Below are 26299 nucleotides of genomic sequence, written 5' to 3'. Positions count from 1 at the left end.
GCCGGGCGGCGGGCGCCGCCCGGGGGGGGGGGGCGGGGGCGGCGGGGGGGGCGGGGGGGGCGGGGGGGGGCGGGGGGGCCGGCCCGGGGGGCGCCCCCCCCCCCCCCCCCCCCCACGGCGTCCGCTCCGGCGGGGACGTCGGCGCAGGTGGCGTAGATCGTCGCCTCGGTCGGGCCGTAGCCGTTGGTCAGCCGGGCGAGGGAGCCCCGCAGTTCGCGGGCCAGCGGGAGCGGCAGCGCCTCCCCGCCGACGATCCCGGTCAGCCCCGCCGGCAGCGGGCCGGCGCTGAGCAGCACCCGCCAGCCGGAGGGGGTCGCCTGCAGATGGGTCACGCCCTCGCGCCGGATCAGCCCGAGCGTGCCCGGCGCGTCCAGGGCGGCGCCGTCCGGCGCGAGGACCAGTCGGCCGCCGGTGGTCAGTGGCAGCAGGATCTCCAGCCCGGAGATGTCGAAGGAGAGCGAGGTCAGGCCGAGCCAGACGTCCTGCGGGCCCGAGCCCAGCCGCTGGGCGAACGAGGTCAGGAGGTTCACCAGGGCCCGGTGCCCGATCTCCACGCCCTTGGGCCGACCGGTCGAGCCGGAGGTGTACAGCACGTAGGCGAGCCCGTCGGGCGGGGTCGGCTCCGTCCTGGCGGGCACCGGCTCCGGACGGGCTTCCGTACGGGCTTCCGTGCCTGCTTCCCCGAGCCGGAGTACGGCCGGTGCCGCCGCCGCGACGTCGGGCGCGGGGTCCCGGTCGGCGACCAGCAGGGCCGCGCTCGAGTCGGCGAGCAGGAAGGCGAGCCGCTCGACGGGGTGGCCGGGGTCGAGCGGCAGGTAGCCGGCCCCGGCGGCGTGCACCGCGAGCAGGACGGCGGGCAGGTCGGCGGAGCGCTCCAGGTGCAGGGCGACGACGTCACCGCGGCGGACCCCGGCCCGGCCCAGCACGGCGGCCAGTTCGTCGGTCCGCTCCACGAGCGCCCGGTAGGTCAGCCGCTCGGTGCCGGCGCTGACGGCGAGGGCGTCCGGTGTCTCGGCGGCCCGCTCCCGCACCAGGTCCAGGGCGGTGCGCTCGTGGGGGTAGGGGCGGGCGGTGTCGTTCCACTCGTCGAGCACCAGCTGCCGCTCGGCCTCGCCCAGGAACGGCAGGGCGCCCAGCGGGGCCTCGGGGGTGGCCGTCGCGGCTTCCAGCAGGGCCCGGTAGTGCCCGGCGACGCGCTCCGCGGCCTCCGGCGCCAGGACCGCCGGGGCGTACTGGAGCGAGAAGGCGAGCCCCTCGGCGGTGTCGACCGCCTGGAGGTGGAGGGTGTTGCGGGCGGCGCCGTTGAACACCGCGCGGTCCACCCGGACTGCGCTTCCCGGGAACACCGGGTCGGCGGCCCGGCCGCGCCGGTAGCCGAACGACACGGGGGCCAGCCCGGCGCGCGGTGTGAGGCCGCCGACCGCCGCGCCGAAGGGCACCGAGCGGAACGGGTACCCGCCGCGGGCCTCGGCGCGCACGGCCCGGGCGTACTCGGCGAACGGCGTCCCGGTGCTCGCCCCGGCCGGCGCGTGCACCGGCAGCTCGTTGACGAACAGGCCGATGTCCCCGGCCTGTTCGGCCGTCCGGACGGAGAGCGGCACGGAGACGGCGGCCGCCTCGGCGCCGTAGCGCAGCAGCAGTCCGTGCAGTGCGGCGAGCAGGAACTCGAAGACGGTGACGCCGCAGCGCTCGGCGGCGGCGGCCAGCACCGCCCGGCCCGGCGCGTCCGTCCGCCACCCGACGGACACCCCGGACGCCGGGGCGGTGACGGCCTGCGGCAGCCCCGGCAGGACGGGCTCCGCGGCCGCGGCCCAGCGCGGGCCGTACCAGTCCGCCGCGCGGCGGACCAGCTCGGGGTCGGGCGGGGTCGGCGGCGCGGTGGGCGTGCGGTCGGCCGCCGGAGCGGCCGCACCGAGGGCCTGCGCGTAGGCGGCGGCGAGTTCCGCCACCAGGACGTCCTTCGACTCCCCGTCGAACACCGCGTGGTGCACGACCGCGAGCAGCACCGCCTCGTCACCGCGGCCCCGGTGGAGGGTGAACCGCGCCAGGGGCCCGGCCGCCAGGTCGAACGGCCGTGCCGCGTCCTCGGCCAGCCGTTTCTCCCGGCCCTGCGCGCAGTCCCCGGAGGCGTCGACCACCTCCAGGACGGGAGCGGGGCCGGGCTCCGCCAGGAGGATCCCCTCGCGTTCCACGAACACCTGGGACAGGGCGGGATGACGTACCGTCACGGTCTCGACGGCCCGGGCGAGGGCCTCGGCGTCGACCCGGTCGAAGGAGATCAGGACGGGCATGTGGAACACCCCGTGCGCCTGGCCGAGGCACTCGGTGAACCAGATGCCCCGTTGGAAGGGCGAGGCGTGCGGGGGGAGGGAGTGTGGCATGTGGGGCTCGATTCGGCAGTCGGTGAATGGTGCGTTCCCCGTGGCCGGGCGCCGACGTGGCCGGCACCGCGGTTTCTCTGGTGACGCGGCCGACGGGCCGCTGCGGCCTCGACCCTCCCGGCCCGCAGATCCCCCCTGCGCACAGCCGGTTCTGAGCCGGTCCTCTCCCCCGACGAAGAGGCCGATCTTGGTCCAGACCTGCCGAGAGGTTGGCAGAGAAGCCCAGCCCCGTCAAGGGTCGTCCCGCCCCCCGGAAGAGACGTCATGCACGCGTCCAACCTGCGGGAACGCGGCGACGGGGGCGGGCTTCTGATCGTTCGTCATCGTCTCACCGGCCGGCCGGGTGGCGGGCTCCACCGGAGCACGGCCGACTGCAGCCCCGGGGGGGCCCGGGGGGGGGGGCCGGGGGCGGGCGCCGGGGGCCCCCGGGGGGGGCCGCGGCCCCCGCGGGACAACCCCGCCCCCCCCGGCGCCGGGGGGGGCGGGGGGCCCCGCCCCGGCCCCCCCCCCCCCCCGCCCCCCCGGCCCCCCCCCCCCCCCGGGCCCGGGGCGCCCCCCCCCCCCCCCGGGGCCCGGCTCAGGCGAGCGGGCGGCAGAGCAGGGCGGCCGGGGCGCCGTACTGGAGGCGCTGCCAGGTGGAGGCGACGCCGGCCAGGTACTCGCCGTCCGCGCACTGGCCCTTGTAGCGGCCCGGCGCCCAGTCGCTCGCCACCGAGCCGCCCGTGGCGGGCCGGTTGTCGCCCCGGTCGAACCAGAGGGTGCGGCCGGTCAGCGGCAGCGGGGCCGCCGCGGGGGCGCAGAGCAGGGCGGCCATGCCGTTGTTGCGCACGCTGTAGCCGACGGCGAAGGTGCGGTCGGGGCACTGGAGCTTGTCGTAGCCGGACGCCCAGTCGCCCCCGGTGACGTAGCGCTCGTCGGTGACGGTGATCCAGTCGCCGCTGCCGCCGGCCGGTTCGCCCGCGTCCGTGCACAGGGCCCGGCTGTCGCCGCGGGCGAGGGCGGTCAGACGCTGGCCGTCCGGGCAGTCGCCCTTGCGGTTGCCGGGGCTCCAGTCCGCGCGCGCGAGCATCCGCCGGGAGAGGTCCTGGTCGGCGTGGTCGAGGCTGAGCATGTTCCAGTGGCTCACCGCGGGCACCGGGCCGCTCGCCGCCGGGCCGCCGACCAGCTTCGTCCAGTCGGCGGCCCGCCAGTCGCCGGGGTCGGTGAGGCCGGTCCTGGTGCCGTCGGGGCCGTAGGAGAGCAGCGCCCAGGTGTCCAGCGGGCGGCCGGCGGTGTCGGCCCAGCCGACCAGCGGCCAGATGGCGAAGTCGGTGTCGTTGGCGGCCAGGATGTCGGTGAAGCGGTCGAACCAGGCCTGCTCCTTGGTGTTCGTGGAACCGCGTCCGGCGGCGCCGAACTCGCTGATCCACACCGGGGCGGTGAAGTGCTGGCCGGAGCGGGTGACGAACAGCGCCTCGTCGTCGACCACCTGGGCGAGCTGCTCGGGGGTGAAGTCCTGGTAGCGCGGGTCGCCGGTGGATCCGGGGCCGCTGCCCGCGCCGGTGTTGGCCGGGCCGGTGTAGCCGTAGAAGTGCGCGGCGTAGACCAGCTTGCCGGAGCGGACGAGCGTGTTCGACAGGGTGGCGACCGGGGTGAGCATCGGGCGGCCGTGGCTGAACCCGGCGGCGGGGATGCCGTACCAGTTGATGCCCTCCATGACGACCAGCATGTCCGGGTCGGCCTGGAGGATGCGGTTGCCGGCCTCCTCGAAGGCGGCGTACTCGTCGTGGGAGTCGCCCATCCCCCAGTTGGGGTCGTCCCAGACGTCCCGGCGGACCTCGTTGCGCAGGTCGGCGCCGACCACCCGCTTGTCGGCCTTGTAGCGGTTCACCATGAACAGCCAGTCGTCCTCCCACTGCGCGGTCGACTGGCCGCTGTTCCAGCGCTCGTTGCCGTCCAGGCCGCAGCAGAAGCGGTAGCCGGTGGTGTGGTTGTTGAGGATCACCGCGAAGCCGTCGGCGGTCAGTGCGGCCACCACGGCGTCGAACACCTGGAGCGGGGTCTTGCCCCTGAGCTGCGGGTTGGCGGCGACGGCGGCGTCCGGGACGGGGACGGTGTCGTGGACCATCGCGTTGGCGAACGGCAGCCGGACGCTGTTGAGGCCGAGCCCGTGGAAGTCGGCCAGCAGCCGCTGGATCGGCACCCGGTCCAGGCCCAGCGGGATGTTGTGCGACACCTGCCCGGCCTGGTTGTTCGCCGGGTCGTCGGTGCTCCCGCTGCCCTGCCAAGTGCCCTGGGCACCCGCCCAGTTGGCCGCCTTCAGCTTGAAGCGCGTGCCGTCGGCGTCCACGATGTAGCGCCCGCGGGTGCTCAGCGGGCCGGTCCAGGACGCGGCCAGGGAGCCGGCAGCCGTGGCCCGGTGCTCCTCGCCGGGCGCCGCGACGCCGGGGCCCGCCACCAGGACGGCGAGCACCGGCAGGGCCGCGGCCAGGGCGAGCAGACGCCCCGCAAGACTCTTCATGGTCATCCCCGCTGTGGTGAGGTGGCTCGGGCCGCGTCCGGGCACACCGGAGCCGTCGGCGAGGACAGACGATATGACGGAACCTCAGGCCCGGGAAGGGTGCGTGCTGTCCTCCAGGGGAAGTCCGGGTGAAGATCAGCGGCCGCGCCGCAGCACGCGGCGCACCCGGGGCCACCGTGACGCGGTGGCAAGGAACCCGGCCGCGGTCAGCAGCCAGGCGCCCGCCGCGACCCACAGCAACACCCGGCCGAGCGGGCGCAGCCAGTCCACCCCGGTCGCCGTCGCGGCGACCAGGGCGGCGACGGCGGTCATGCCGAGCGGGAAGACGGTGGCCCAGCGGCGCAGGTCGTAGGCCGGGCGCGGACTGCGCAGCTCCGCCGCCAGGAGGACGGCGTACCCGGCGAGCGCCAGGCCGAGCAGCACCCAGGTGGCGGCGCGCAGGGCGGAGTGGAGGCCGGGCGTCCAGTCCGGCAGGGCGGTGAGCTTGCCGGCGGCGAGGGCCGAGATGGACAGCGCCCCGGCGATCACCCACTGGTCGCCGGCCCCGGTGAGGATCTGCCGGAGGTCGAAGCGGACCAGGGCCCCGAGGTAGAGCAGGAGGCCGAGGCCGAAGGCGACGAGCGCGGCGGGCGCCAGCCGGTCGGGGCCGCCGGCCGCGGCAATGGTGGCGGCGAGGACGGCGAGCGCCTGGGTGGAGACACAGACCAGGAAGACGGCCCCGGGCATGCCGCGCCGCCAGTGCCGCACCACGGAGGCCAGCAGGAACGGCCAGACCAGGGCGGCGAGGGCGAGTAGCGCCAGGGCGACGCCCTGGTGGCCGAGCAGCGAGATCCGGGTGCCGAGGACGCCGGTGGAGGCGACGGCGGTGAGGGCGGGCGGGGTCGCGGCCTTGAGCGTCCAGTCGCCGCGGGCGTTCAGGAAGGTCAGGGCGAAGGCCACGGCGAGCAGCACCCAGAGCCCGGCGGCGAGGGCCAGCAGGACGGACGAGAGCACCTCCCGCCCGACCAGGTGGAGGCCGACGGAGACGATTCCGGTGGCCATCACCGCCGAGCCGGCCGCGGGCGGGACGGTGCTCCACCACCCGTTCGGGGCATGCGGCCGCGCGGGCCGGGGGCTGGTCGCAGAGTTCATGTGCCCATTAGCGGAACTCCCGGCGGTGCGGCCGCTGCCGCCACGCCGGTGCCGCCGTTGTGACGGTTCGTCCGCTTCGTCCGCATAACTTGGTCCCCGGTCGATCCGTGGTCAGTGGTCAGGTCAGTGGTCAGGAGTCCGTCATGGCTGAGTCGGCGTCGCACCCCACGGAACCGGGAGAGCTCCTGCTGCGGGCCGGGCGGTTCTTCCGCCCGGGGAGGGCCTCCGCCGACCTGCACCGGGTGGAGGTGGAGGGCGGCCGCGAGGGCGACGCCTTCTACCGCGACCGGTGGAGCCACGACAAGGTCGTCAACTCCACCCACGGGGTGAACTGCACCGGGTCCTGCCGCTGGAAGGTGTACGTCAAGGACGGCATCATCACCTGGGAGAGCCAGGCGACGGACTATCCGTCGGTGGGGCCGGACCGCCCGGAGTACGAGCCGCGCGGCTGTCCGCGCGGGGCGGCGTTCTCCTGGTACACGTACTCGCCGACCCGGGTGCGCTACCCGTACGTCCGCGGCGTGCTGTTGGAGCTGTATCGCGAGGCGAAGGCCCGGCTCGGGGACCCGGTGCGGGCCTGGGCGGACCTCCAGGCCGATCCGCAGCGCCGCCGCCACTACCAGCAAGCCCGCGGCAAGGGCGGCCTGGTACGGGCGAGTTGGGAGGAGGCGGTGGAGATCGTGGCCGCCGCGCAGGTGCACACGATCAAGGCGTACGGGCCGGACCGGATCGCCGGCTTCTCCCCGATCCCGGCGATGTCGATGGTCTCGCACGCGGCGGGCGCCCGCTACCACGCGCTGATCGGCGCGCCGATGCTGTCGTTCTACGACTGGTACGCGGACCTGCCGGTGGCCTCCCCGCAGGTGTTCGGCGACCAGACCGACGTGCCCGAGTCCGGGGACTGGTGGGACGCGGCGTACCTGCTGATGTGGGGCTCGAACGTGCCGGTCACCCGCACCCCGGACGCGCACTGGATGGCCGAGGCCCGCTACCGGGGCCAGAAGGTCGTGGTGGTGGCGCCCGACTACGCCGACAACGCGAAGTTCGCCGACGAGTGGCTGCACCCCCACCCGGGCACCGACGCGGCGCTGGCGATCGGCATGGGGCACGTGCTGCTCCAGGAGTTCTTCGTCGACCGTGAGGTGCCGTTCTTCGCCGACTACGTCCGGCGGTTCACCGATCTGCCGTTCCTGGTCACGCTGACCGAGCGGGCGGGCGCGTACGTGCCGCACAAGTTCCTCCGCTCGGCGGACCTCGGCGACGCGGGCGAGGGCGCGGACTGGAAGACGGTGGTGCTGGACGAGGCCACCGACGAGCCGGCCGTCCCGGACGGTTCGCTCGGCTTCCGCTGGACGGAGTCCGGCGAGGGCCGCTGGAACCTCGACCTGGCCGGCCTGCGGCCCGCGCTGTCGCTGCACGGACGCGGGGGCGAGCCCGTCGAGGTGCTGCTGCCGCGCTTCGACACCGAGGGCGGCGAGCACGGCCAGGGGCGCGGCGAGGTGCTGCGCCGGGGCGTGCCGGCCCGCCGGCTGGGCGGTGTGGACGGGCCGCTGGTGACCACGGTCTTCGACCTGCTGCTCGCCCAGTACGGGGTCGCCCGCCCGGGCCTGCCCGGCGACTGGCCGACCGGCTACGGGGACGCCGAGGCGCCCGGCACCCCCGCCTGGCAGCAGCGGCACACCTCGGTGCCAGCCTCGGCCTGCGCCCGGATCGCCCGCGAGTTCGCGACCACGGCGGAGAGGTCGCGGGGCCGCTGCATGATCGTGATGGGCGCGGGCACCAACCACTGGTTCCACTCCGAGACGATCTACCGCTCCTTCCTGGCGCTGCTCCAGCTGACCGGCTGCCAGGGCCGCAACGGCGGCGGCTGGGCGCACTACGTCGGGCAGGAGAAGTGCCGCCCGTCCACCGGCTGGGCGACGCTGGCCGGGGCCGCCGACTGGGCCCGCCCGGCCCGGCAGGAGATCGGCACCGGATGGTTCTTCCTCCACACCGACCAGTGGCGCTACGACCACTTCCGGGCCGAGGTGCTGGCCTCGCCGCTCGGATCGGGGGTCTTCCGGGGGATGACCGCCGCCGACTGCCTGGCCCGGGCCGCCCGCACCGGCTGGATGCCCTCGTACCCGACCTTCGACCGCAACCCGCTGGACCTCGGGGACGCCGAGGACCCGGCCGCCGCCGCGGTGGCGGAACTCCGCGCCGGGACGCTGCGCTTCGCCGCCGAGGACCCGGACGCCCCGGAGAACTGGCCGCGGGTGCTCACCCTGTGGCGCTCCAACCTGTTCGGCTCCTCGGCGAAGGGCGCCGAGTACTTCTCCCGGCACCTGCTCGGCACCCACTCCGGCCTGCGCGCCGCCGAGGCCCCCGAGTCGGTGCGCCCGCGCGACGTGCGCTGGCGCGCCGAGGCCCCGGAGGGCAAGCTCGACCTGCTGCTCTCGCTGGACTTCCGGATGACCTCCTCCACCCTGCTGTCGGACGTCGTCCTCCCGGCCGCCACCTGGTACGAGAAGCACGACCTGTCCAGTACCGACATGCACCCCTTCGTCCACGCCTTCGCACCCGCCATCGACCCGCCCTGGCAGGCCCGCAGCGACTTCGACGCCTTCCACGCCATCGCCCGGCGGTTCAGCGAGCTCGCCGCCACCCACCTGGGCACCCGCCGCGACCTGGTCGCCACCGCGCTGCAGCACGACACCCCCGGCGAGACCGCCCAGCCCGGCGGCACCGCCCCGGACTGGCGGGCCGGCGACTGCGAGCCCGTCCCGGGGCGCACCCTGCCCGGACTCACCGTGGTCGAGCGCGACTACACCGCGGTCGCCGCGAAGCTGGCCGCCCTCGGCCCGCTCGCCGAACGGCTCGGCCTGCCCGCCAAGGGCATCGCGCTGCACCCGGACGAGGAGGTCGCGGCCCTGGCGGCGGCCAACGGCACCGCCCGGGGCGGGGCGGCGGACGGCCGCCCGCTGCTGGACACCGCCGTGAAGGCCGCCGACGCGATCCTCGCGCTGTCCGGCACCACCAACGGCCGCCTCGCCGTCCAGGGCTTCCACACCCTGGAGCGGCGCACCGGACAGCCGATGGCCCGGCTCGCCGCCGAGCACGAGGGCCGGCGGGTGACGTACGCGGACACCCGGGCCGCGCCCGTCCCGGTGATCACCTCACCGGAGTGGTCGGGCAGCGAGGCGGGCGGGCGGCGCTACACCGCGTTCACCCTCAACACCGAGCACCTCAAGCCCTGGCACACCCTCACCGGCCGCCAGCACTTCTTCCTCGACCACGACTGGATCCACGAGCTGGGCGAGGCCCTGCCCGTCTACCGCCCGCCGCTGGACATGCACCGGCTGTTCGGCGAACCCCGGATCGGCCCCGACGGTCAGCGGGAGGTGACGGTGCGCTACCTGACCCCGCACAACAAGTGGTCCATCCACTCCGAGTACCAGGACAACTGGTTCATGCTCTCGCTCTCCCGCGGCGGCCAGCTGATCTGGCTGAGCGACCGCGACGCCGCCGCCATCGGCGTCGCCGACAACGACTGGATCGAGGCGGTCAACCGCAACGGCGTGGTCGTCGCCCGGGCCGTGGTCTCGCACCGGATGCCGCCCGGCACCGTGTACATGCACCACGCCCAGGACCGCACCGTCAACGTCCCCCGGACGGAGCGGGAGGGCCGCCGCGGCGGCATCCACAACTCGCCCACCCGGGTCCTCCTCAAACCCAGCCACCTGATCGGCGGCTACGCCCAACTGACCTGGGGCTTCAACTACCTGGGCCCCACCGGCAGCCAGCGCGACGAGGTCACGACGATCCGCCGCCGCTCCCAGGAGGTGCAGTACTGATGCGCGTGATGGCACAGGTCGCGATGGTGATGAACCTCGACAAGTGCATCGGCTGCCACACCTGCTCGGTCACCTGCAAGCAGACCTGGACCACCCGAGCCGGCGTCGAGTACGTCTGGTTCAACAACGTGGAGACCAGGCCCGGCCAGGGCTACCCGCGCCGCTGGCAGGACCAGGAACGGTGGCGGGGCGGCTGGAAGCTCAACCGGCGCGGCCGGCTCACCCTGACCTCCGGCGGCCGGGTCGAGCGGCTGGCGAGGATCTTCGCCAACCCGGTGCTGCCCACGATCAAGGACTACTACGAGCCCTGGACGTACGACTACAACAAGCTCACCGACGCCCCGCTCGGCGACGACTACCCGGTGGCCACGCCGCGCTCGATGCTCACCGCCAAGCCGATGAAGATCGAGTGGAGCGCCAACTGGGACGACAACCTCGGCGGCCTGCCCGAGCACGCCGACGCCGATCCGATGGTCGCCCGGGTGCGCCGGCAGGCCGAGGAGAAGGTGCGGTTCGCCTTCGAGGAGAGCTTCATGTTCTACCTCCCCCGGATCTGCGAGCACTGCCTCAACCCCTCCTGCGTCGCCTCCTGCCCGTCCGGGGCGATGTACAAGCGCGCGGAGGACGGCATCGTGCTGGTCGACCAGGACCGGTGCCGGGGCTGGCGGCAGTGCGTCACCGCCTGCCCGTACAAGAAGGTCTACTTCAACCACCGCACCGGCAAGGCCGAGAAGTGCACCTTCTGCTACCCGCGGATCGAGGTCGGCCTGCCCACCGTCTGCTCGGAGACCTGCGTGGGCCGGCTGCGCCACCTCGGGGTGCTGCTCTACGACGCCGACAAGGTCACCGCCGCCGCCTCCGTCCAGGACGAACAGGACCTCTACGAGGCCCAGTTGGGCGTCTTCCTGGACCCGGAGGACCCGGTGGTACGGGCCGCCGCCGAGCGCGACGGCATCGCCCACGAGTGGATCGAGGCCGCCCGGCGCTCCCCCGTGCACGCCCTGGTCGTCCGCCACCGGGTGGCACTGCCGCTGCACCCGGAGTTCCGCACCCTGCCGATGGTCTGGTACGTCCCGCCGCTGTCGCCCGTCGTCGAGGCGCTCACCGAGACCGGCTTCGACGGCGAGGACGCCGGCAACCTCTTCGGCGCCATCGACGCCCTGCGCATCCCGGTCGAGTACCTGGCCGGCCTGTTCACCGCCGGCGACCCGCGGCCCGTGCGGACGGCCCTCGGCCGGCTCGCCGCGATGCGCACCCACCTGCGCGCCCGCAACCTCGGCGAGGAGCCCGACCCGGCCGTGCCCGCCGCCGTCGGGCTGACGGCTCAGGACGTCGAGGAGCTGTACCGGCTGCTGGCCATCGCCAAGTACGAGGAGCGGTACGTCGTCCCCACCGCCGCCCTGGGCGAGGCCCGGGCGCTGGAGGAGTCGGCCGTGCCCGCCGAGTGCGCCGTCGAACCCCGGGACGGACCGGGCGGCAGCGGCCCGTTCGGGGAGAACTCCGGCCGCCGGGCGCTGCCGATGGTCTCCCTCGACTCCTTCCACGCGCTGCGCCGCCGGCAGCGCGCCGACCGCGAGGAGGACGCCCGATGACCCTCCGAGGACACCTGCCGGCCGGCCGTGCCCGGCGCCGCGCCGTGGTCCGCCAGGCCGCCGCGCTCTGCCTGGTCCACCCGGACGCCGAGCTGTACCGGCGGCTGCCGCTGCTGCGCGAGGCCCTCACGGCAGGCCGGCCCGGGGTCCTCCCCGGGGCCCTCACCGGCGCTCTCCCCGGCGCCGACGGCCTGCTGCGCTTCCTCGACCACGCCGAACGGGTCGGCCGGGCCGCGCTGGCCGCGCACTACGTCGAGGTCTTCGACTTCACCGACCGGCACAGCCTCCACCTCAGCTGGTGGACCGACGGCGACACCCGGCGGCGCGGCACCGCGCTGCTCCGCTTCCGCGACACCTACGGGCGCCACGGCCTGGACCAACTCGACGGCGAACTGCCGGACTTCCTCCCGGTCGTGCTGGAGTTCGCCGCCGCCACCCGCACCGACGGCCTGCTCCGCGACCACCGGCCCGGGCTGGAACTGCTGCGCCTGGCCCTGCTGGAGGCCGGCACCCCGTACGCCGGCCCGCTCGAAGCCGTCTGCGCCACCCTGCCCGGACCGAGCCCCACCGACCGCGCCCAGGCCCTCGCGCTCGCCCGCTCCGGCCCGCCCCACGAGGAGGTCGGCGCCGGGGCCGAGCTGCCGCCGTACGGGCAACCGCCGCCCTACGGGGACCGTCCCTACGGGCACCTCAACCAGCTCCCCGTGATCGCCGGAGACCGCTGATGGACACCTTCCTGTGGGGCGTCCTGCCCTACCTCGCCTTCGTCTCCCTCACCGTCGGGCTGCTCTGGCGCTACCGCTACGACCGGTTCGGCTGGACCACCCGCTCCAGCGAGGTGTTCGAGTCCCGGCTGCTCAACTGGGCCTCCCCCGCCTTCCACTACGGCATCCTCTTCGTCCTCGCCGGACACCTGATCGGCCTGTTCGTCCCCGCGAGCTGGACGGACGCCCTCGGCATCGGCGAGCACGCCTACCACCTGCTCTCGCTGATCGGCGGCACCGCCGCCGGCGTCCTGGCGGTGGCCGGCCTCGCCACCCTGCTCTACCGGCGGCGCACCAACACCCCCGTCTTCCGCGGCACCACGCGCAACGACAAGGCGATGTACCTGCTGCTCTTCGGCGAGATCTGCCTCGGCCTGTACGCCAAACTCACCAACTCCGGCCTGAGCGAGGGCTACGACTACCGCGTCACCATCGCCCCCTGGGCCCGCGGCCTGTTCACCCTGCGGCCCGACACCGGCCTGTGGGCCGGCGTCCCCACCACCTACCGGGCCCACGCCGTACTCGGCATGCTGCTGATCGCCGCCGTCCCGTACACCCGGCTGGTGCACATGTTCAGCGCGCCGTGGTTCTACCTGTTCCGCCCGTACCTGGTCTACCGCAGCCGGCCCGCCGGGCAGCGGGCCGAGCGCCCGCCGCGCCGCGGCTGGGAGGGCATCGACACCTGAGGGCGCCTTCGGGAGCGGTGGAACGTCACTGCCCGGCCCGGCGCCCGTTCAGCCCTTCGTGCTCGTGGCCGCCCGGAGGCCGAGTCGTTCGAGCATCCCGTCGTCCATCGGAGTCTTCGCTGCCGGGGGGACGTAGAGCGTGGAGATCCCCGTCAGCGGCGCGTCGGGAAGCTTGGCCAACGGGACGCGCTTCATGACAGGCTCGCAGATCGGGAACTGGGCCGCCTCGTAGACGACCACCTCGTGATCGGGCGAGTACTCCTCCAGCAGGGCGTCGACCAGGACCTCGACGCCCGCCCTGCTGAAGGCCTGGTCGGTCCGGTATCCGATCTCACCGATCACCGCGATCTGCCAGAGGATCAGCGGGACATTGGGGTCGAACCGGCGGTGGTGGATGAGGAAGTCGGTGGACTCGTAGCTCTGGCAGCCGAGCTTCCCGGGATCGAGGCCGAGGTCGGCGAACAGGCAGTCCTCGGCCGAGATGCCCGGCAACATCCGCGCGTCGTACCCCTCCTCGCGCGCGATCCGTACCGCCTCGTGCGCGGGATGGACGAACACGCCGGGGTGCCCGTAGAACGCGACGCAGACCCGGCCGCCCTCCCGGACGCACGAGAGGATCCGCTCGATCATCTCGGTGTACGTGACGAGACGGTCCTTGCCCTCCCCGTAGAAGGACTGCAGCGACTCGGCCGTGCTGTTCAGCTTCTTGAGCCAGTAGCCGGTGGCCACGTCGGCCACCAGGAACAGCAGTTTGTCGGCCTGCTCCATGTGGGCGCGAGCCTCGATGGTCACCTGACCGGCGATGCCGATCCCGGTGCCCACCACGGTCAGAGATCCGCGGGTCTTCGGCGTTGTCAAGACTTCTCCTCTTTCCAGGTTCGTGGTCGATGCTTCGGGCCGCCACGGGGGGACCCGGGGGTTCGGCTGGTCCTCCGCCTAATGGGGGTGGTGAATGACCCAGACGAGCGTCATGACGAGCGTCGTGCTGGCCAGCACCGGCCCTTCGCCCGTCTCAGCGGCGATGAAGGTCCTGACGCGCAGCGGGTCATTGCTCGTCAGCACGTCCTTCTCCTCCTGTGAGAGTCCGGCCTCCGCCATCATCTCGGCCGGGTACTTCTCGAATCGACGAACGGCCGCGGGATCCTCCGCGAGTTTGAGGACGAATTCCGTCAGGCGCTGAGCCATGTCGATCCCTCCTTCGGCTCTGCAGAACAGGGCGGGTTCCCTCGCCCCGGCTGCCCTACTACTCGGTGTCCGGCTCGACCCCTTCGACGGCCGCGACCGCCACGGTCACCGCCACGACGACATAGACCGGCCAGAATCCGTGCGACGCCGCCTCGAACTGCGCCTTGGCTCCCACGTCTGCCGCGAGCGCGTTCCGGATCAGCGTCGCGTCCGCACTCGCCAGCACGACCTGCTCGGCGGGAGTCAGCCCTGCGGCGGACATCGTGGCCAGTGAGTCCTCTCGGAAACGAGCCAGCGTCCCAGGATCCTCCGCGAGCCTCAGCACGAACTCGGTGAACTTCTCTGCCATCTTCTCCACCACCCTTCTCGGAAGCCTTCTCGGGATCACGAGCGGTCAGACGGGGGATCAGCCGCGTTCCACCTGCTCGCCGGGTGTTCGGCCGCGGACCGGCGACGCGACGAACCCCAGGGCATGCCGACCGGACCGGGCCCTCCCGGACTCCTCGACAGCGGCCGACCGCAGCGCGCGCCCGGCCTCCGGCGGGCGTGACGCCCACGTCCCCTTGTTCCACTGTGAGCCCAGGAGACGCCAGTGGCCACTCCGGCAGCAGCCGCTCCCGGGCGCTCGTCCGACGGCCGTCACCCGGGTGCCGGGCCGTGGTGGCGGCGCCGCCCGGCGGACAGCACCGTGGTCAGGGGGCGGCGATCCGCAGCACGGCGATCCACAGGACGGTGCAGATGAACGCGAACGACTCCGCGCCCCGCGTCGTGGTCGGCGTCGACGGCTCTCCGCCGTCCTACGCCGCGCTGCGCTGGGCGGCCCGGTACGCCACGGTGACCGGCGGGGTGGTCGACGCGGTCGGCGCCTGGGAGCCACCGAGCCACTTCGGCTGGTCGGCGCCGGTGGTCGACAGCACCTTCGACCGGGAGCTCGCCGAGCGACGGTTCGCCGAGGAACTGCACACGGTGCTCGGCGACGACTGCCGGGTGGAGGTCCGCCAGACGATGGTCATGGGCGACCCCTCCGAGGTCCTCCTGGAGGCGGCCCGGCGCGCCGACCTGCTGGTGGTCGGCAGCCACGGCCACGGCGGCTTCGCCCGCAGCCTGCTCGGCTCGGTGAGCACCCGCTGTGCGCAGCACGCCGCCTGTCCGGTCGTCATCGTCCGGGCCCCCGTCACGGAAGGAAAGTGAGACGCCCATGGCGTACATCACCGTCGGCCAGGAGAACTCCACCCCGATCGACCTCTACTACGAGGACCACGGCTCCGGCCGACCGGTCGTCCTGATCCACGGGTTCCCGCTCGACGGGCACTCGTGGGAGCGGCAGAGCGCCGCGCTCCTCGACGCCGGGTACCGGGTGATCACCTACGACCGCCGCGGTTTCGGCCGGTCCTCACAGCCGACCACCGGCTACGACTACGACACCTTCGCCGCCGACCTCCACACCCTGGTGGAGACCCTCGACCTGCGGGACGCCGTGCTGGTCGGCTTCTCCATGGGCACCGGCGAGGTCGCCCGCTACGTGTCCAGATACGGTTCCGGCCGCCTCTTCAAGGTGGCCTTCCTGGGCTCCCTGGAGCCGTACCTGCTGAAGACCGACGACAACCCGGAGGGGGCGGGTCCGAAGGACTTCTTCGACGGCATCGTCGCCGCCCTGAAGGCCGACCGGTACGCCTACTACTCCGCCTTCTACCGGGACTTCTACAACCTGGACGAGAACCTCGGGAGCAGGATCAGCCCGGAGGCCGTCCGCAACAGCTGGAACGTCGCCACCTCGGGCGGCGCCTTCGCCGCTGCGGCGGCACCGTCCACCTGGTACACGGACTTCCGCGCCGACATCCCGCGCATCGACGTGCCGGCGCTGATCGTGCACGGCACCGCCGACCGCATCCTGCCGATCGACAGCACCGGACGCCCGTTCAAGAAGGCGCTGCCCGCCGCCGAGTACGTGGAGATCGAGGGCGCGCCGCACGGCCTGCTCTGGACCCACGCCGAGGAGGTCAACGCGGCGCTGCTCGCCTTCATCGGGGGGTAGCCCGGGCGGCGGCTGCCTCCGGGACGGCCGGTCCACCAAGGACGCGGCCGTCACGGGACGCGACGGTCACGGGATGCGGAAGCCGCGGAAGGTCACCGGCTTGCGGGTCTCGAAGCCGAGGCGCTCGTAGAGTGCGACGGCGCCGGTGTTCGCCTCGGCGACGTGCAGGAAGGGGCGTTCGTCCCGCGCCAGGATGCGCGCGACGAGCGCTCCGAGCAGGCGGGCGGCGTGGCCCTGCCCGCGCGCCTCGGGTGCGGTGCAGACGGCGCTGATCTCCGTCCATCCCGGGGGCCGGAGCCGTTCGCCCGCCATCGCCACCAGGGTGCCGTTGTCGCGGATGCCGAGGTAGGTGCCCAGCTCGTGGGTGCGCGGCCGGAACGGACCCGGTCGGGTCCGCTCGACGAGGGCGAGCATCTCGGGCACGTCCTCCACTCCCAGTTCGACCACGCCGGTGTCGGGCCCGGCACCGCGGTGGTCGGGGCGGCCGCTGCCGGTCCGGATCATCTGGCGGCCTTCCAGGGAGAAGACCGGCTCCCAGTCGGACGGCGGGGTCGCCGGGCAGCTGAACATGTCGGCGAGCTCGCCGGGACCGAGCAGCCGGACGAGCTCGGCCCACTCCCGGGGGCCCGCCTCGGCCGGGACCGCCGCGAAGGTCGAGACCTCCGGCAGGTAGGTGGCGGCTGCTCCGATCCGGCGGGCGAGGTGCGCGTGCCGGCCGCGCAGTGATTCGCCCACCGGGTCGTCGAGTGCGACGGCGTCGCGGTTCACCATCGTGCTGGTCCTCTCGGGTCGTGCGGTGCGGTGCGGTCGTGTGCTGTGGTCGTGCGCTGTGGTGCGGTCGGCGCCCGGCCGACAGTGTGCCACTCGGCTCCGGGACGTCGCCGACCGGCTCCGGCACCCGTCCGAAAGCTCCGCCCGTACCCGTAATGAACGATTGTGTTCCCTATCTGCCGGGGATACCGTCGGTAGTGGTGAACCAATCCGTCTCCCCTGCCCGCCCTTGACCCCTCACCCATAGGGGGACCTGCCATGGCCACCTCGCGCGCCCTGGCCGAGGCTTCACCCGCGACCGCACGTCGGGGACAGCACCCGGGGGTAGCACTCACCGTCATCGCGGCGACGCAACTCATGGTCGTTCTCGACATCACGATCGTGAACATCGCGCTGCCGCACATCCAGCAGGCGCTGCGGTTCAACACCACCGACCTGTCCTGGGTCATCAACGCCTACACCCTCACCTTCGGTGGGCTGCTGCTGCTCGGCGGGCGGGCGGGCGACATCCTCGGGCGGCGTCGGGTGTTCATCGTCGGCGTCCTCGTGTTCGCCCTGGCCTCGCTGCTCGGCGGCGTCGCGCAGTCCGCCGGCTGGCTGCTGGCCGCCCGGGCGTTCCAGGGCATGGGCGGGGCCATCGCCTCGCCGACGGCGCTGGCGCTGATCGCCACCAACTTCAGGGAGGGCCAGGAGCGCAACCGGGCCTTCGGCGTCTACTCCGCCGTCGCCGGAGCCGGCGGCGCGATCGGGCTGCTGCTCGGCGGCATGCTGACCTCCTGGCTGTCCTGGCGCTGGGTGCTGTTCGTCAATGTGCCGATCGGCATCGCGATCGCCCTGCTGGCGCCGCTCTACATCAACGAGTCCGAGCGCCACCCCGGCCGCTTCGACCTGCTCGGCGCCTTCACCGCCACCACCGGCATGGTCTCGCTGGTGTACGGCTTCATCCGCGCCTCCGACCACGGCTGGACGGACCCCGTGACGCTGACCTCGTTCGCCCTCGCGGTGCTTCTGGCCCTGGTGTTCGTGGCGAACGAGCGGCGCGCCCGGCAGCCGATCACCCCGTTGCACCTGTTCCGCAACCGCAACCGCTCGGGCGCGTTCGGGCTGATGCTCTGCGTGGCCGCGACGATGTTCGGCATCTTCTTCTTCATCACCCTGTTCGTGCAGGAGATCCTCGGATTCAGTCCGCTGAGGGCCGGTTTCGCGTTCCTGCCGATCAGCGTCGCGATCGTCGCGGCCGCCCAGTTCGCCGCCCGCACCCAGCTGCGCTTCGGGCCGAAACCCTTCCTGGTGAGCGGCTCGCTGCTGGTCCTGGGCGGGGTGGCCTGGGCGACGCAGATCGACGTCGACAGCAGCTACGTCGGCGGCGTCCTCGGGCCGACCATGCTGTTCGGCCTCGGCATGGGCTCGATCTTCGTCCCCGCCACCCTCACCGTCGTCTCCAAGGTCTCCCCGCACGAGACCGGCGCCGCCACCGGCATGCTCAACACCAGCCAGCAGGTGGGCGGCTCGCTCGGGCTGTCGATCCTGGTCACGGTGTTCGGCACGGCCAGCCGCAACGAGGCCCGGCAGCAGGTCGGGGCGTTCCTCCGGCAGGCCACCCCGCAGCAGGCCGCCCAGTTCCGGGCCACCGGGCGCCTCCCGGCGCCGTACTCCTCGCAGATCCTGGCGCACGGCATCGCCGGCGCGTTCCAGATGGGCCTGGTGTTCGCGGCGCTGGCGGTGACGATCGCGGTGTTCGTCATCAAGGTCGGCCGCCTGCCGGTGCCGTCCGCCGTCAGCCCTTCGGGGGGCGGCGCTTGACAGGGCGTCAGGGTGACCGGGAGAGTCTTTCTTGCAATGGTTTTCATCTTCGATAGCCGTTGCGGGTGAGTGACGCCCGTGCGCGGGTCGGTGCCGCCCGCCACGGGTCGAAGCCCCACGCCTCCCCGAAAGAGGACACCCATGTCGCTCGACGTCTCCCCCGCCCTCCTCGCCCAGGCCCAGCAGGGCCGCGTCGACGAGGCCGACTTCCTCGACACCGTCCGCGCCTCGCTCCCGTACGCCTACCGGGTCGTCGCCGGGCTCAGCACCGAACTCGCCGCCGGTGAGCAGGAGTTCACCACCGACAACACCACGCCGAGCGACGAGGAGCGGGCCCAGCTGCTGCGCGCGCTCGCCAGCAACGCGATCCGGGGCAGCCTGGAGAGCCACTTCGGGGTGAAGCTCGCCTTCGTCAACTGCCACCGGGTCGGCGCCTTCCGCCCCGGCACCGAGGACGGTGCGGCGTACCGCGAGTTCACCTCGCTGCACAACCAGATCCGCAACCAGAGCCCGGAGCTGCGCAGCTGCTGACCGCGGCCGGGCGCGGTCCGGACGACTGGTTCGACTTCGCCTCGGATGCTGTTCGGCTGCGGCTCGGATTGCTGTTCGGAGGTGATCCGGGCGCGCCGGCTCCCGCCCTGCTCGACGGGGCGGGAGCCGCCGCACGTGACGCCCGTGTTGCACCCGCGTTGCGCCCCGTGGCGGCCGGTGTCCGGATCGCGCGTCGATCTTGTCCGGCGGCGCGGCGGCTGCGTACGTTCGGAACGCACCACCCGACCGGCCCGCCCCTCACCACGTGGAGCCCACGATGTCGCCGACCCCTCGCCCGCTGCGGAAACTCGGCTTCCTGACCATCGGGCTCTTCGACGAGAAGGACCCCCGCCGGGGCCACGAGTCCACCCTCGACCTCATCACCCTCGGCGAGCGGATCGGCTTCGACAGCGCCTGGCTGCGCCACCGCCACCTCCAGTACGGCATCTCCTCGCCGATCGCCGTGCTCGCCGCCGCCACCCAGCGCACCAGCCGCATCCAGCTCGGCACCGCCGTCACCCCGCTCGGCTGGGAGAACCCGCTGCGGCTCGCCGAGGACCTGGCCACCGTGGACGTGCTCTCCGGCGGCCGGCTCAACCCCGGCTTCAGCGTCGGCCCGCCCACCCACTACGAGCACGTGCGCGGCGCGCTCTACCCCGACACCGGCGAGCAGGAGGACTTCAGCCCCCGGCGCGCCGAACGGCTGCTCGCCCTGGTCCGCGGCGAGGACGCCTCCGGCTTCGCCGGCACCGAGGGCATCGAGGAGTACTCGCGCCGGATCCAGCCGCACTCCCCCGGCCTGGCCTCCCGGCTCTGGTACGGCGCCGGCAGCCTGCGCTCGGCCCGCTGGGCGGGCGAGCAGGGCATCAACCTGCTCACCAGCAGCGTGGTGAAACCGGAGGAGCAGGAGGGGCCACTCGACTTCGCCGCCATCCAGGCCACCCAGATCCGCGCCTTCCGCGAGCGCCACCCCGACGGCGAACGTGCCCGGGTCTCCCAGGGCCTGGTCGTCATCCCCACCGACAGCGCCACCCCCGAACAGCGCGCCAAGTACCGGGCCTACGCCCTCGCCCGCACCCCGCGCACCCTCGCCCCGCAGGGCCCGGCCCGGCTGCTGTTCGCCCCCGACCTGGTCGGGACGACCGAGGAACTCGTCCAGCGGCTGCACGCCCACGCCGGCTACCGCGAGGTCGACGAGGTGGCCTTCGCGCTGCCGTTCTCCTTCGAGCACGAGGACTACGTGCAGATCCTCACCGACCTGGCGACCCGCCTCGGGCCCGCGCTCGGCTGGCGTCCGGCTTCGGCTCCGGTTTCGGCTCCGGTTTCGGCTTCCGCTTCCGCTTCCGCTTCCGCTCCGGCAGCGGCCCCTGGGGAGCGCTGACTGGGCGGCCTCGCGGTTTCCCCAACGGGCCTACCGGGCAAGGGAATCCGCAGCAACCACGGCGTCCGGCACGGCCTCCCGTACCGATTCGTCCTCCCGGGCCGGTACGGACGGACGGCCGCCCGGCCGGACGCCGACACGGGGGGGAGACCGTGATGGGCCCGTACCAAGCCGCACCCGTACCGCCGCCGACCCTGCAGCCCTGTCCGAGATGCCGGCTCACCGACCAGGTCCGCAGCGTCCCGGCCGTCTACCACACCGGGCGGACGAGGGTGATCGTCCGACCCTCGCAGCAGGGAGCCGGCAGCCACCGGACCCGCGAGGTCGTCTCCGACCTCGCCCGGGCCCTGGCACCCGCACCGATCCGCGAACAGCCACCCGGCCGCGTGGCGACGGGCCTGGGCGTGACCGCCCTCGCGATCGCCTTCTTCACCTTCTTCGCCGGGGCCTTCGCCCGGCAGTTCAACGACGACACGCCCGCCTTCGCCACCCCGGTCCGGGACCACCAGGCCTTCGAGATCCCCGTGGCGATCCCGGTGACCGCCGTCATCGCCGCCGTCGCCCTCCTGGTGACCGCCGCCGCGCTCCGCGCCGCCGCGGACCGCGAACTCTCCGGCCGTGCCCGGGCCGAACAGCTCTGGGCCCAGGCCTGGTACTGCGCCCGCTGCGGCACCGTCCACTTCCCGCCCGCCCCCGGCCGGGCCCCCACCGCCCTCAGCCTCCCGGAGTTCCGCCGCATCGTCTGGACGACCGGCGGCTACGGCCACCTCGCGGACCGGTACTGACTCAGAACCCGCCGGTGTCGAGGTCGTGTCCGAACGGCGCGGGCAGCCACACCCGGACGGCCGACCGAGGCCCGGTCACCGGCCGCGTGCGGCAGGTGACCGGGCCACCGGCTCAGAGCAGGCGCTTGATCTCCCCGCGCGCGCGGTAGAAGCCGCCCGAGGCGGACTCCCGCACCTCGGCGACCAGGTAGCGTGCCCCGGCTATCCGGATGTCCTTGGGGAACTGCACCCGCCACGACGAGTCGTAGCCCTGCGAGACCACCCGCATCCGCAGCCGGGCGCCGTCCTGGACGCACTCGACCTCCACCTCGCCGCCGGTCCGGGCGGTGGCCACCGTGACCGTCTCCAGCCCGGCGCCGGCCAGCACCGGCTCCCAGCCCGCGCCCTTGACCTCGGCGGTCTTCGGCAGCGTGCCGTTCTCGGCCGCCCGCACCGCCTGCTCGCTGGCGTCCAGGCAGGCCAGCGAGCCGTCCGTGGTCACCAGGTAGAGCCGGCCGTCCCGGTACTGCATGCTGTACGCCGAGCCGCAGCCGGTGGCGAGCTTCCACAGCCGGGTGCCGTCGGCGGCGAAGCAGTACACCGAGGAGTGGTTGTCCCCGGCGAAGACGTACTCGCCGTCCGGGGAGGCCGCGCAGGAGAAGACGGCGGCGTCGCAGCGGTAGGCGGCCACCTCGGCGCCGTCCGACTTCCGCAGCCGGTGCACCCAGCCGCGCGCGGTCCCGGCGAACACCTCGTCGGCCTCCTGCCAGCCGAACAGCACCTCGCCCTGGGTCGGGGTGTGCCAGCGCTGGTCGCCGCTGCGGTTGTCGTAGCGGGCGACGCCGCGCGAGTGGCCGTGGTAGACGCCGTCGGCGTCGCAGCGCACCATCCAGCCGGCCCGGCCGTCGGCCTGGCGGCGCCACTGGAACTCGTCCTCGTGGTCGACCGTGGTCAGCCCGCCGCGCTCGTCGGCGACGCCGAGCACGCCGTCGTGGATGTCGAGCCAGAAGATGTCCACGTCCTGGGCTATCTCGTACGCGACGCGCGGGATCTTGCCGCCCAGGTCGTACACCTTGCCGTCGTCGCAGCCGGCGTAGATCCACCAGTCGTCGGCGACGATGCACTTGACGCCGTCCGGCAGGCCGTAGCGGCCCGTCACCTCGCCGTCGTGGGTGAGGGTGTAGACGTCGCCGCGCTCGTTGCCGACCCAGGCGTGCTCCTCGCCGACGAAGATCCCGAAGGCGGGCGAGCCGGAGCGGAAGCGCCACAGCAGCGGCGCCTGGTTGGCGGTCGAGCGGGTGCTGACGATCTCCCGCCTGGTCACCGCCCGGCGCTGGCGCACGCCCTGGACGGCCGGGGCGTAGCCCTTGCGGACCTTCTCGCCGATCTTCTTGGCCGCCGACGCGGCCGCCTTCTCCGGGCTCGGGAACGTCGTCGACTTGCTCTGCCCGGGCTCGCCGATCCGCCCGTACCGCACCGTCACCACCTGGCCGGCGAGCCGCACCTCGTAGAACTTGTGCGCGCTCCCCTCGTCCTCGGACAGTTCGAGGTACGTGACCTGCTCTTCCACGGCGACGGACACGGTGCGGCCCCTTTCGGGCATCGGAGATGGGGGCGGCGGGGGCGGCCCGCCGACACCTCCAAAACTACGGCCCGTCACTGACAATCGGCTCCGCGGGGGGCGGGACCGCCGAGGTCAGTACAGCTCGGCCAGGAGGGCGCGCAGCCGCTCGTCCTCGCGGATGATGTCGTACGCGAGGCCGGAGGTGACGATCCGGCGGTCGCCCTCGACGAGGTCGCCGAGGTACGGGAGCGGGGAGGTGTCCCGGGCGGCCGCGCCCAGTGCGTGCAGGGCCTCGCAGCCGCCCGTGACGTCGGCGCCCGTCTCGGCCGAGTGGAGCGCGGCCCCGGCGAGGCGGCCGAGGTCGACGGTGTCGGGGTCGGCGATGTCGAGCAGCGCGCGGGCGGCGCCGGCGGCCCTCTCGGGATCGTCGAGCAGCGCCTCCAGTCGGGGTGTCAGGCCCTGGCCGGCCGCCCCGAGGGAGGCGGCGGCGCGCAGCGCGCGGACCACCGTCCAGCGGTACCACGGCCCGCTCCCGGCCGTACGGTCGAGGACGGAGGCCAGGATCCGGACGGCTTCCTCGGCGTCGCCGTCGATCTGCCAGATCGCGCGGGCTATCGCGATGTCGGCGTCCAGCCGCGGGACGGTCGGTTCCGGGCCGTCGCTCACCGCCGCGAGCAGGGCCGGGAGCAGTCCGGTGGCGGCCGGGCCCAGGTCGGCGGCCGCCTGGGCCGCTTCGGCGAGCTCGCGGGAGGCCGCCAGTCGTTCCGTGACGGCGTCGAGCAGGAGGCCCGGGTCGCCGGTGACCTCGTGGTGGGCGCGGGCCACCCGGAGCGGACCGGCCTGTGCCCGCAGCGCCTCGGCGGCGCGCTCGCGTGCCTCGGGCGGGCCGCCCGCGACGACGGCCGCGACGGCGGAGGCGGCGTACGGGAAGCGGGGCAGCACGGCGCACAGTTCGGGCAGGCCGGCGGCGGCCCGCGGGCCCCACTGGCGCAGCAGATCGACCAGGTGGGCGGTCTCGTTGTCGCCGAGCCCGTCGACGGCCAGCCGGGCGCGGGCGGCGGCGAGCAAGGCCCGGTCGAAGGGGAAGGCCTGGCCCTGGGAGCCGCCGGCGGCACAGCGGGCGTGCGGGCGCCGCGCCAGGTCGCGGGCGAGCAGCGGGGCGGCCTGCCGGGGCGCGATCCGGACCAGTGCGGCGAGGGCCTGGTCGGCCGCCTCGTCGTCCGGCCGGCCGGCGAGTTCGACGAGTACGGGCGCGGCTTCGGCGGCGAGCGGGCCGAGCTTGGCCAGCAGGCTCGCCGCCGGGGCCTGGGCGGCGAGCGGGGCGATGGCCGGGATCAGCCGCGGCGGGGCGCTGCGCGAGAGGTGGCAGGCGTGGTCGGCCGCCCACAGGGCCTCGGCCTGCACCTCGGGGCGCGGGTCGCGCAGGGCGGCCTCCAGCAGGGCGAGGGCCGCCTCGCGGTCGGCGTCGGTGTCGCGTTCCAGCAGGGCGTCGACAACCGTGTACAGCAGTTCCTCGTGGTGGATGCTGTAGCGGTCGACGGTGAGTTCGCGGGCGGGCAGCAGGCCGAGCACGGCCGCGTGGTGGTCGGCGTCCCACCGCTCCTCGTTGTCCAGGCAGACCAGGACCGCGGCCAGCCGCAGCGGCGCCTCGGTCTGCCCGGCGAGCAGGAGCCGGGCCTCGGCGGCGGCCGTGCCGAGGTCCGACCGACCGAGGGCGACGAGAAGTTCGGCGGCCACGTGCGGATCCTCCTCGGCGGACCAGCGCTCCCGCAGGGCGGTCAGCGCCGCGCCGGCCTCGCGGGTGTGGCCGACGGCCCAGGAGGCGGTCAGCCGGACGTCCTCGTCCTGGTGGGACAACAGGGGCAGCAGCAGAGGGAGTTGATCGGCCACGGCGGCCCGCACGGCACCCTCCGGCACCTTCCACTCGTCCTCGCTCTCGGCCAACCCGCCCAGCAGGCAGAGGACTTCGACCGTCCGGGTCCCGGCGGCGGCGATCCCGGCCAGGTACGGCACCGCGTCCACGCTGGCCGAATAGACCGTGCCCTGGTGGAGGATGCAGCCGTACAGTTCGGAGACCGCCTCCTCGGCCGCCTCGTCGTCGCCCTCGGCGAGCGCGCGCAGCAGGGCGGGCAGGTCGTCGGCGGGGCCGTACGCGTGCGAGACGGTGGCCCAGGGGTGGGCGTCGAGCCCGGCGAGGGCGGCGGTGAGGTCCATGGGCGCGATCCTCGCAGGCAGGACCGACAACTCCCCCGCTGTGAGGGCGGTTCGGGGACGGTCCGGGGGGTGCTGCGGCGTCCCACGGGTGGGGCTGGCAAGCTGGGTCGGTCGGCGCCGCCCCGGCGCCGCACGGCGAGGGGGTACCGGTGATGGGTGGATCGGCGGTCGGGGGCGTGCCTCCGCTGGACCCGGAGGTTCGGGCGGCACTGGCGTCCGCCGGCGACCGGGCGCGACAGGTGCTCACCCCGGAGGGCCTGACGGCCTGGCAGGAACGCGACCTCGCCGCCCGGCCCCGCCCGACCCCGGACCAGTTGCGCGACGGTGACCGGTTCGAGGTGACGGAGCTGCACGTGCCGCGGGCCGACGGCGGGGGCGAGGTCACGCTCGTCAGCGCGCGGCCCGCCGGGATCCGCGAGGAGCTGCCGTTGCTGTACTACCTGCACGGCGGCGGGATGGTGACCGGCAACGCCTGGTCCGTCCTGCCCCGGCTGCTGCGCGGCTGGGCGCTGCCGCTGCGGCTGGCGGTCGTCTCCGTCGAGTACCGGCTGGCCCCGCACACCCGCTTCCCCGGCGCCGTCGAGGACTGCTACGCCGGACTCGCCTGGGCGGCCGAGCACGCGGGCGCGCTGGGCGTGGACGCGCGACGCGTGGTCATCGGCGGCAAGAGCGCCGGTGGCGGGCTCGCCGCGGCGCTGGCCCTGCTGGTCCGCGATCGGGGCGGTCCGGCGCCGCTCGGCCAGCTGCTGCTGAGCCCGATGCTCGACGACCGCGGCGACACCTTCTCCAGCCACCAGCTGGCCGGCCACGACACCTGGGACCGCACGTCCAACGCCACCGCCTGGCAGGCGGTGCTCGGCCACCGGTACGGTGCCGCCGACCTCTCGCCGTACGCCGCCCCGGCCCGCGCCACCGACCTGTCCCGACTGCCCGCGGCGTACGTCGAGGTGGGGTCCGCCGAGACGTTCCGGGACGAGGCCGTCGCCTACGCCGACGCGATCTGGCGAGCGGGCGGCGAGGCCGAACTGCACGTGTGGCCCGGCGCCTGCCACGGCTTCGACAGCCTCGCCCCGCACGCGGCCGTCAGCCGGGACGCCCATGACGCCCGCACCCGCTGGCTGCGCCGCGTCCTCCAGCGGTGAGGCCGGCCCGGCAGGCATTCCG

At 74.2% G+C, this 26299-nt stretch carries 20 protein-coding genes; 11 read left to right on the top strand and 9 right to left on the bottom strand.

Going from position 1 to position 26299, the window contains the following annotated elements:
* The 3 genes from ACGF0D_RS32225 to ACGF0D_RS32215 all read right to left on the bottom strand — a co-directional run.
* Positions 1–2381, bottom strand: a 2381-nt coding sequence (locus tag ACGF0D_RS32225; RefSeq protein WP_392922248.1) for an AMP-binding protein, incomplete at its 3' end; no start/stop codon positions are given.
* A 577-nt stretch (positions 2382–2958) separates the two neighbouring features.
* Positions 2959–4887, bottom strand: coding sequence for a glycoside hydrolase family 5 protein (locus ACGF0D_RS32220; RefSeq protein WP_392922245.1), 1929 nt, complete (start codon positions 4885–4887; stop codon positions 2959–2961).
* A 129-nt stretch (positions 4888–5016) separates the two neighbouring features.
* A complete protein-coding gene (locus tag ACGF0D_RS32215) occupies positions 5017–6012 on the bottom strand; it encodes a tellurite resistance/C4-dicarboxylate transporter family protein (RefSeq protein WP_392922242.1) in 996 nt (331 codons plus the stop codon).
* A gap of 143 nt (positions 6013–6155) precedes the next feature.
* Between ACGF0D_RS32215 and ACGF0D_RS32210 the strand changes: the two genes are divergently transcribed.
* From ACGF0D_RS32210 to narI, 4 genes are read left to right on the top strand one after another with little or no spacing between them, the layout of a single operon-like run.
* Positions 6156–9845 (top strand): nitrate reductase subunit alpha, encoded by a 3690-nt coding sequence (locus ACGF0D_RS32210; RefSeq protein WP_392922239.1) that lies wholly within the window; start codon positions 6156–6158, stop codon positions 9843–9845.
* Entirely contained in the window at positions 9845–11437 is a 1593-nt protein-coding gene (narH, locus tag ACGF0D_RS32205) for a nitrate reductase subunit beta (RefSeq protein ID WP_392922237.1), read from the top strand. The genes ACGF0D_RS32210 and narH overlap by 1 nt, the downstream gene beginning before the upstream one ends.
* The gene (gene narJ / locus ACGF0D_RS32200) at positions 11434–12162 is read left to right on the top strand and encodes a nitrate reductase molybdenum cofactor assembly chaperone (protein ID WP_392922234.1); all 729 of its coding nucleotides are present in this window, start codon (positions 11434–11436) and stop codon (positions 12160–12162) included. Before narH ends, narJ begins: the two co-directional genes overlap by 4 nt.
* Positions 12162–12887, top strand: coding sequence for a respiratory nitrate reductase subunit gamma (narI, locus tag ACGF0D_RS32195; protein ID WP_392922231.1), 726 nt, complete (start codon positions 12162–12164; stop codon positions 12885–12887). Before narJ ends, narI begins: the two co-directional genes overlap by 1 nt.
* 48 nt (positions 12888–12935) lie before the next feature.
* Here narI and ACGF0D_RS32190 read toward each other — a convergent pair whose 3' ends face one another.
* The 3 genes from ACGF0D_RS32190 to ACGF0D_RS32180 all read right to left on the bottom strand — a co-directional run bounded on the left by ACGF0D_RS32190 (position 12936) and on the right by ACGF0D_RS32180 (position 14421).
* Complete coding sequence (locus ACGF0D_RS32190; protein WP_392877228.1) at positions 12936–13745, bottom strand: SAM-dependent methyltransferase; 810 nt, start codon at positions 13743–13745, stop codon at positions 12936–12938.
* A 78-nt stretch (positions 13746–13823) separates the two neighbouring features.
* Positions 13824–14072, bottom strand: coding sequence for a hypothetical protein (locus ACGF0D_RS32185; RefSeq protein ID WP_392922228.1), 249 nt, complete (start codon positions 14070–14072; stop codon positions 13824–13826).
* 58 nt (positions 14073–14130) lie between these two features.
* Positions 14131–14421, bottom strand: a complete 291-nt coding sequence (locus ACGF0D_RS32180) for a hypothetical protein (protein WP_392877232.1) — start codon at positions 14419–14421, stop codon at positions 14131–14133.
* Positions 14422–14810: 389 nt separating this feature from the next.
* Here ACGF0D_RS32180 and ACGF0D_RS32175 point away from each other — a divergent pair, with 389 nt between their 5' ends.
* Complete coding sequence (locus tag ACGF0D_RS32175; protein ID WP_392877234.1) at positions 14811–15263, top strand: universal stress protein; 453 nt, start codon at positions 14811–14813, stop codon at positions 15261–15263.
* A gap of 7 nt (positions 15264–15270) precedes the next feature.
* Positions 15271–16107, top strand: a complete 837-nt coding sequence (locus tag ACGF0D_RS32170) for an alpha/beta fold hydrolase (protein WP_392922225.1) — start codon at positions 15271–15273, stop codon at positions 16105–16107.
* Between the two features lie 66 nt (positions 16108–16173).
* Here the strand turns inward: ACGF0D_RS32170 and ACGF0D_RS32165 are convergent, their stop codons facing one another.
* On the bottom strand, positions 16174–16878 hold the full coding sequence (locus ACGF0D_RS32165) for a GNAT family N-acetyltransferase (protein ID WP_392922223.1): 705 nt from the start codon (positions 16876–16878) through the stop codon (positions 16174–16176).
* Between the two features lie 258 nt (positions 16879–17136).
* On the opposite strand from ACGF0D_RS32165, the gene ACGF0D_RS32160 reads away from it, so the two are divergent.
* From ACGF0D_RS32160 to ACGF0D_RS32145, 4 genes are all read left to right on the top strand, one after another.
* Complete coding sequence (locus tag ACGF0D_RS32160; protein ID WP_392922220.1) at positions 17137–18681, top strand: MFS transporter; 1545 nt, start codon at positions 17137–17139, stop codon at positions 18679–18681.
* A gap of 141 nt (positions 18682–18822) precedes the next feature.
* The gene (locus ACGF0D_RS32155; RefSeq protein WP_392877242.1) at positions 18823–19212 is read left to right on the top strand and encodes an SCO5389 family protein; all 390 of its coding nucleotides are present in this window, start codon (positions 18823–18825) and stop codon (positions 19210–19212) included.
* 277 nt (positions 19213–19489) lie between these two features.
* Positions 19490–20593, top strand: a complete 1104-nt coding sequence (locus ACGF0D_RS32150; protein ID WP_392922218.1) for an LLM class flavin-dependent oxidoreductase — start codon at positions 19490–19492, stop codon at positions 20591–20593.
* A gap of 155 nt (positions 20594–20748) precedes the next feature.
* Complete coding sequence (locus tag ACGF0D_RS32145; protein ID WP_392922215.1) at positions 20749–21378, top strand: hypothetical protein; 630 nt, start codon at positions 20749–20751, stop codon at positions 21376–21378.
* Between the two features lie 112 nt (positions 21379–21490).
* On the opposite strand, the gene ACGF0D_RS32140 is transcribed toward ACGF0D_RS32145, so the two are convergent.
* Both ACGF0D_RS32140 and ACGF0D_RS32135 read right to left on the bottom strand, forming a co-directional pair.
* Positions 21491–22960, bottom strand: coding sequence for a WGR domain-containing protein (locus ACGF0D_RS32140; protein WP_392922212.1), 1470 nt, complete (start codon positions 22958–22960; stop codon positions 21491–21493).
* 93 nt (positions 22961–23053) lie between these two features.
* A complete protein-coding gene (locus ACGF0D_RS32135) occupies positions 23054–25135 on the bottom strand; it encodes a hypothetical protein (RefSeq protein WP_392922209.1) in 2082 nt (693 codons plus the stop codon).
* Between the two features lie 152 nt (positions 25136–25287).
* Here ACGF0D_RS32135 and ACGF0D_RS32130 point away from each other — a divergent pair, with 152 nt between their 5' ends.
* Positions 25288–26277: an alpha/beta hydrolase gene (locus tag ACGF0D_RS32130; RefSeq protein WP_392922207.1), complete on the top strand. Its 990-nt coding sequence runs from the start codon at positions 25288–25290 to the stop codon at positions 26275–26277.
* Positions 26278–26299: the final 22 nt, after the last annotated feature.

It is taken from the genome of Kitasatospora sp. NPDC048298 (assembly GCF_043201465.1).
In the GTDB taxonomy this organism is placed as follows: domain Bacteria; phylum Actinomycetota; class Actinomycetes; order Streptomycetales; family Streptomycetaceae; genus Kitasatospora.
Note: the sequence above shows the minus strand (reverse complement) of the source record. Positions and strands in the feature narration are given on the sequence as shown.

Excerpts from the sequence above, each read along its gene's own strand:
- ACGF0D_RS32220 (WP_392922245.1), bottom strand. The coding sequence starts at position 4,887 with ATGACCATGAAGAGTCTTGCGGGGCGTCTGCTCGCCCTGGCCGCGGCC.
- ACGF0D_RS32215 (WP_392922242.1), bottom strand. The coding sequence starts at position 6,012 with ATGAACTCTGCGACCAGCCCCCGGCCCGCGCGGCCGCATGCCCCGAAC.
- ACGF0D_RS32210 (WP_392922239.1), top strand. The coding sequence starts at position 6,156 with ATGGCTGAGTCGGCGTCGCACCCCACGGAACCGGGAGAGCTCCTGCTG.
- narH (WP_392922237.1), top strand. The coding sequence starts at position 9,845 with ATGCGCGTGATGGCACAGGTCGCGATGGTGATGAACCTCGACAAGTGC.
- narJ (WP_392922234.1), top strand. The coding sequence starts at position 11,434 with ATGACCCTCCGAGGACACCTGCCGGCCGGCCGTGCCCGGCGCCGCGCC.
- narI (WP_392922231.1), top strand. The coding sequence starts at position 12,162 with ATGGACACCTTCCTGTGGGGCGTCCTGCCCTACCTCGCCTTCGTCTCC.
- ACGF0D_RS32185 (WP_392922228.1), bottom strand. The coding sequence starts at position 14,072 with ATGGCTCAGCGCCTGACGGAATTCGTCCTCAAACTCGCGGAGGATCCC.
- ACGF0D_RS32180 (WP_392877232.1), bottom strand. The coding sequence starts at position 14,421 with ATGGCAGAGAAGTTCACCGAGTTCGTGCTGAGGCTCGCGGAGGATCCT.
- ACGF0D_RS32175 (WP_392877234.1), top strand. The coding sequence starts at position 14,811 with ATGAACGCGAACGACTCCGCGCCCCGCGTCGTGGTCGGCGTCGACGGC.
- ACGF0D_RS32170 (WP_392922225.1), top strand. The coding sequence starts at position 15,271 with ATGGCGTACATCACCGTCGGCCAGGAGAACTCCACCCCGATCGACCTC.
- ACGF0D_RS32165 (WP_392922223.1), bottom strand. The coding sequence starts at position 16,878 with ATGGTGAACCGCGACGCCGTCGCACTCGACGACCCGGTGGGCGAATCA.
- ACGF0D_RS32160 (WP_392922220.1), top strand. The coding sequence starts at position 17,137 with ATGGCCACCTCGCGCGCCCTGGCCGAGGCTTCACCCGCGACCGCACGT.
- ACGF0D_RS32155 (WP_392877242.1), top strand. The coding sequence starts at position 18,823 with ATGTCGCTCGACGTCTCCCCCGCCCTCCTCGCCCAGGCCCAGCAGGGC.
- ACGF0D_RS32150 (WP_392922218.1), top strand. The coding sequence starts at position 19,490 with ATGTCGCCGACCCCTCGCCCGCTGCGGAAACTCGGCTTCCTGACCATC.
- ACGF0D_RS32145 (WP_392922215.1), top strand. The coding sequence starts at position 20,749 with ATGGGCCCGTACCAAGCCGCACCCGTACCGCCGCCGACCCTGCAGCCC.
- ACGF0D_RS32140 (WP_392922212.1), bottom strand. The coding sequence starts at position 22,960 with ATGCCCGAAAGGGGCCGCACCGTGTCCGTCGCCGTGGAAGAGCAGGTC.
- ACGF0D_RS32135 (WP_392922209.1), bottom strand. The coding sequence starts at position 25,135 with ATGGACCTCACCGCCGCCCTCGCCGGGCTCGACGCCCACCCCTGGGCC.
- ACGF0D_RS32130 (WP_392922207.1), top strand. The coding sequence starts at position 25,288 with ATGGGTGGATCGGCGGTCGGGGGCGTGCCTCCGCTGGACCCGGAGGTT.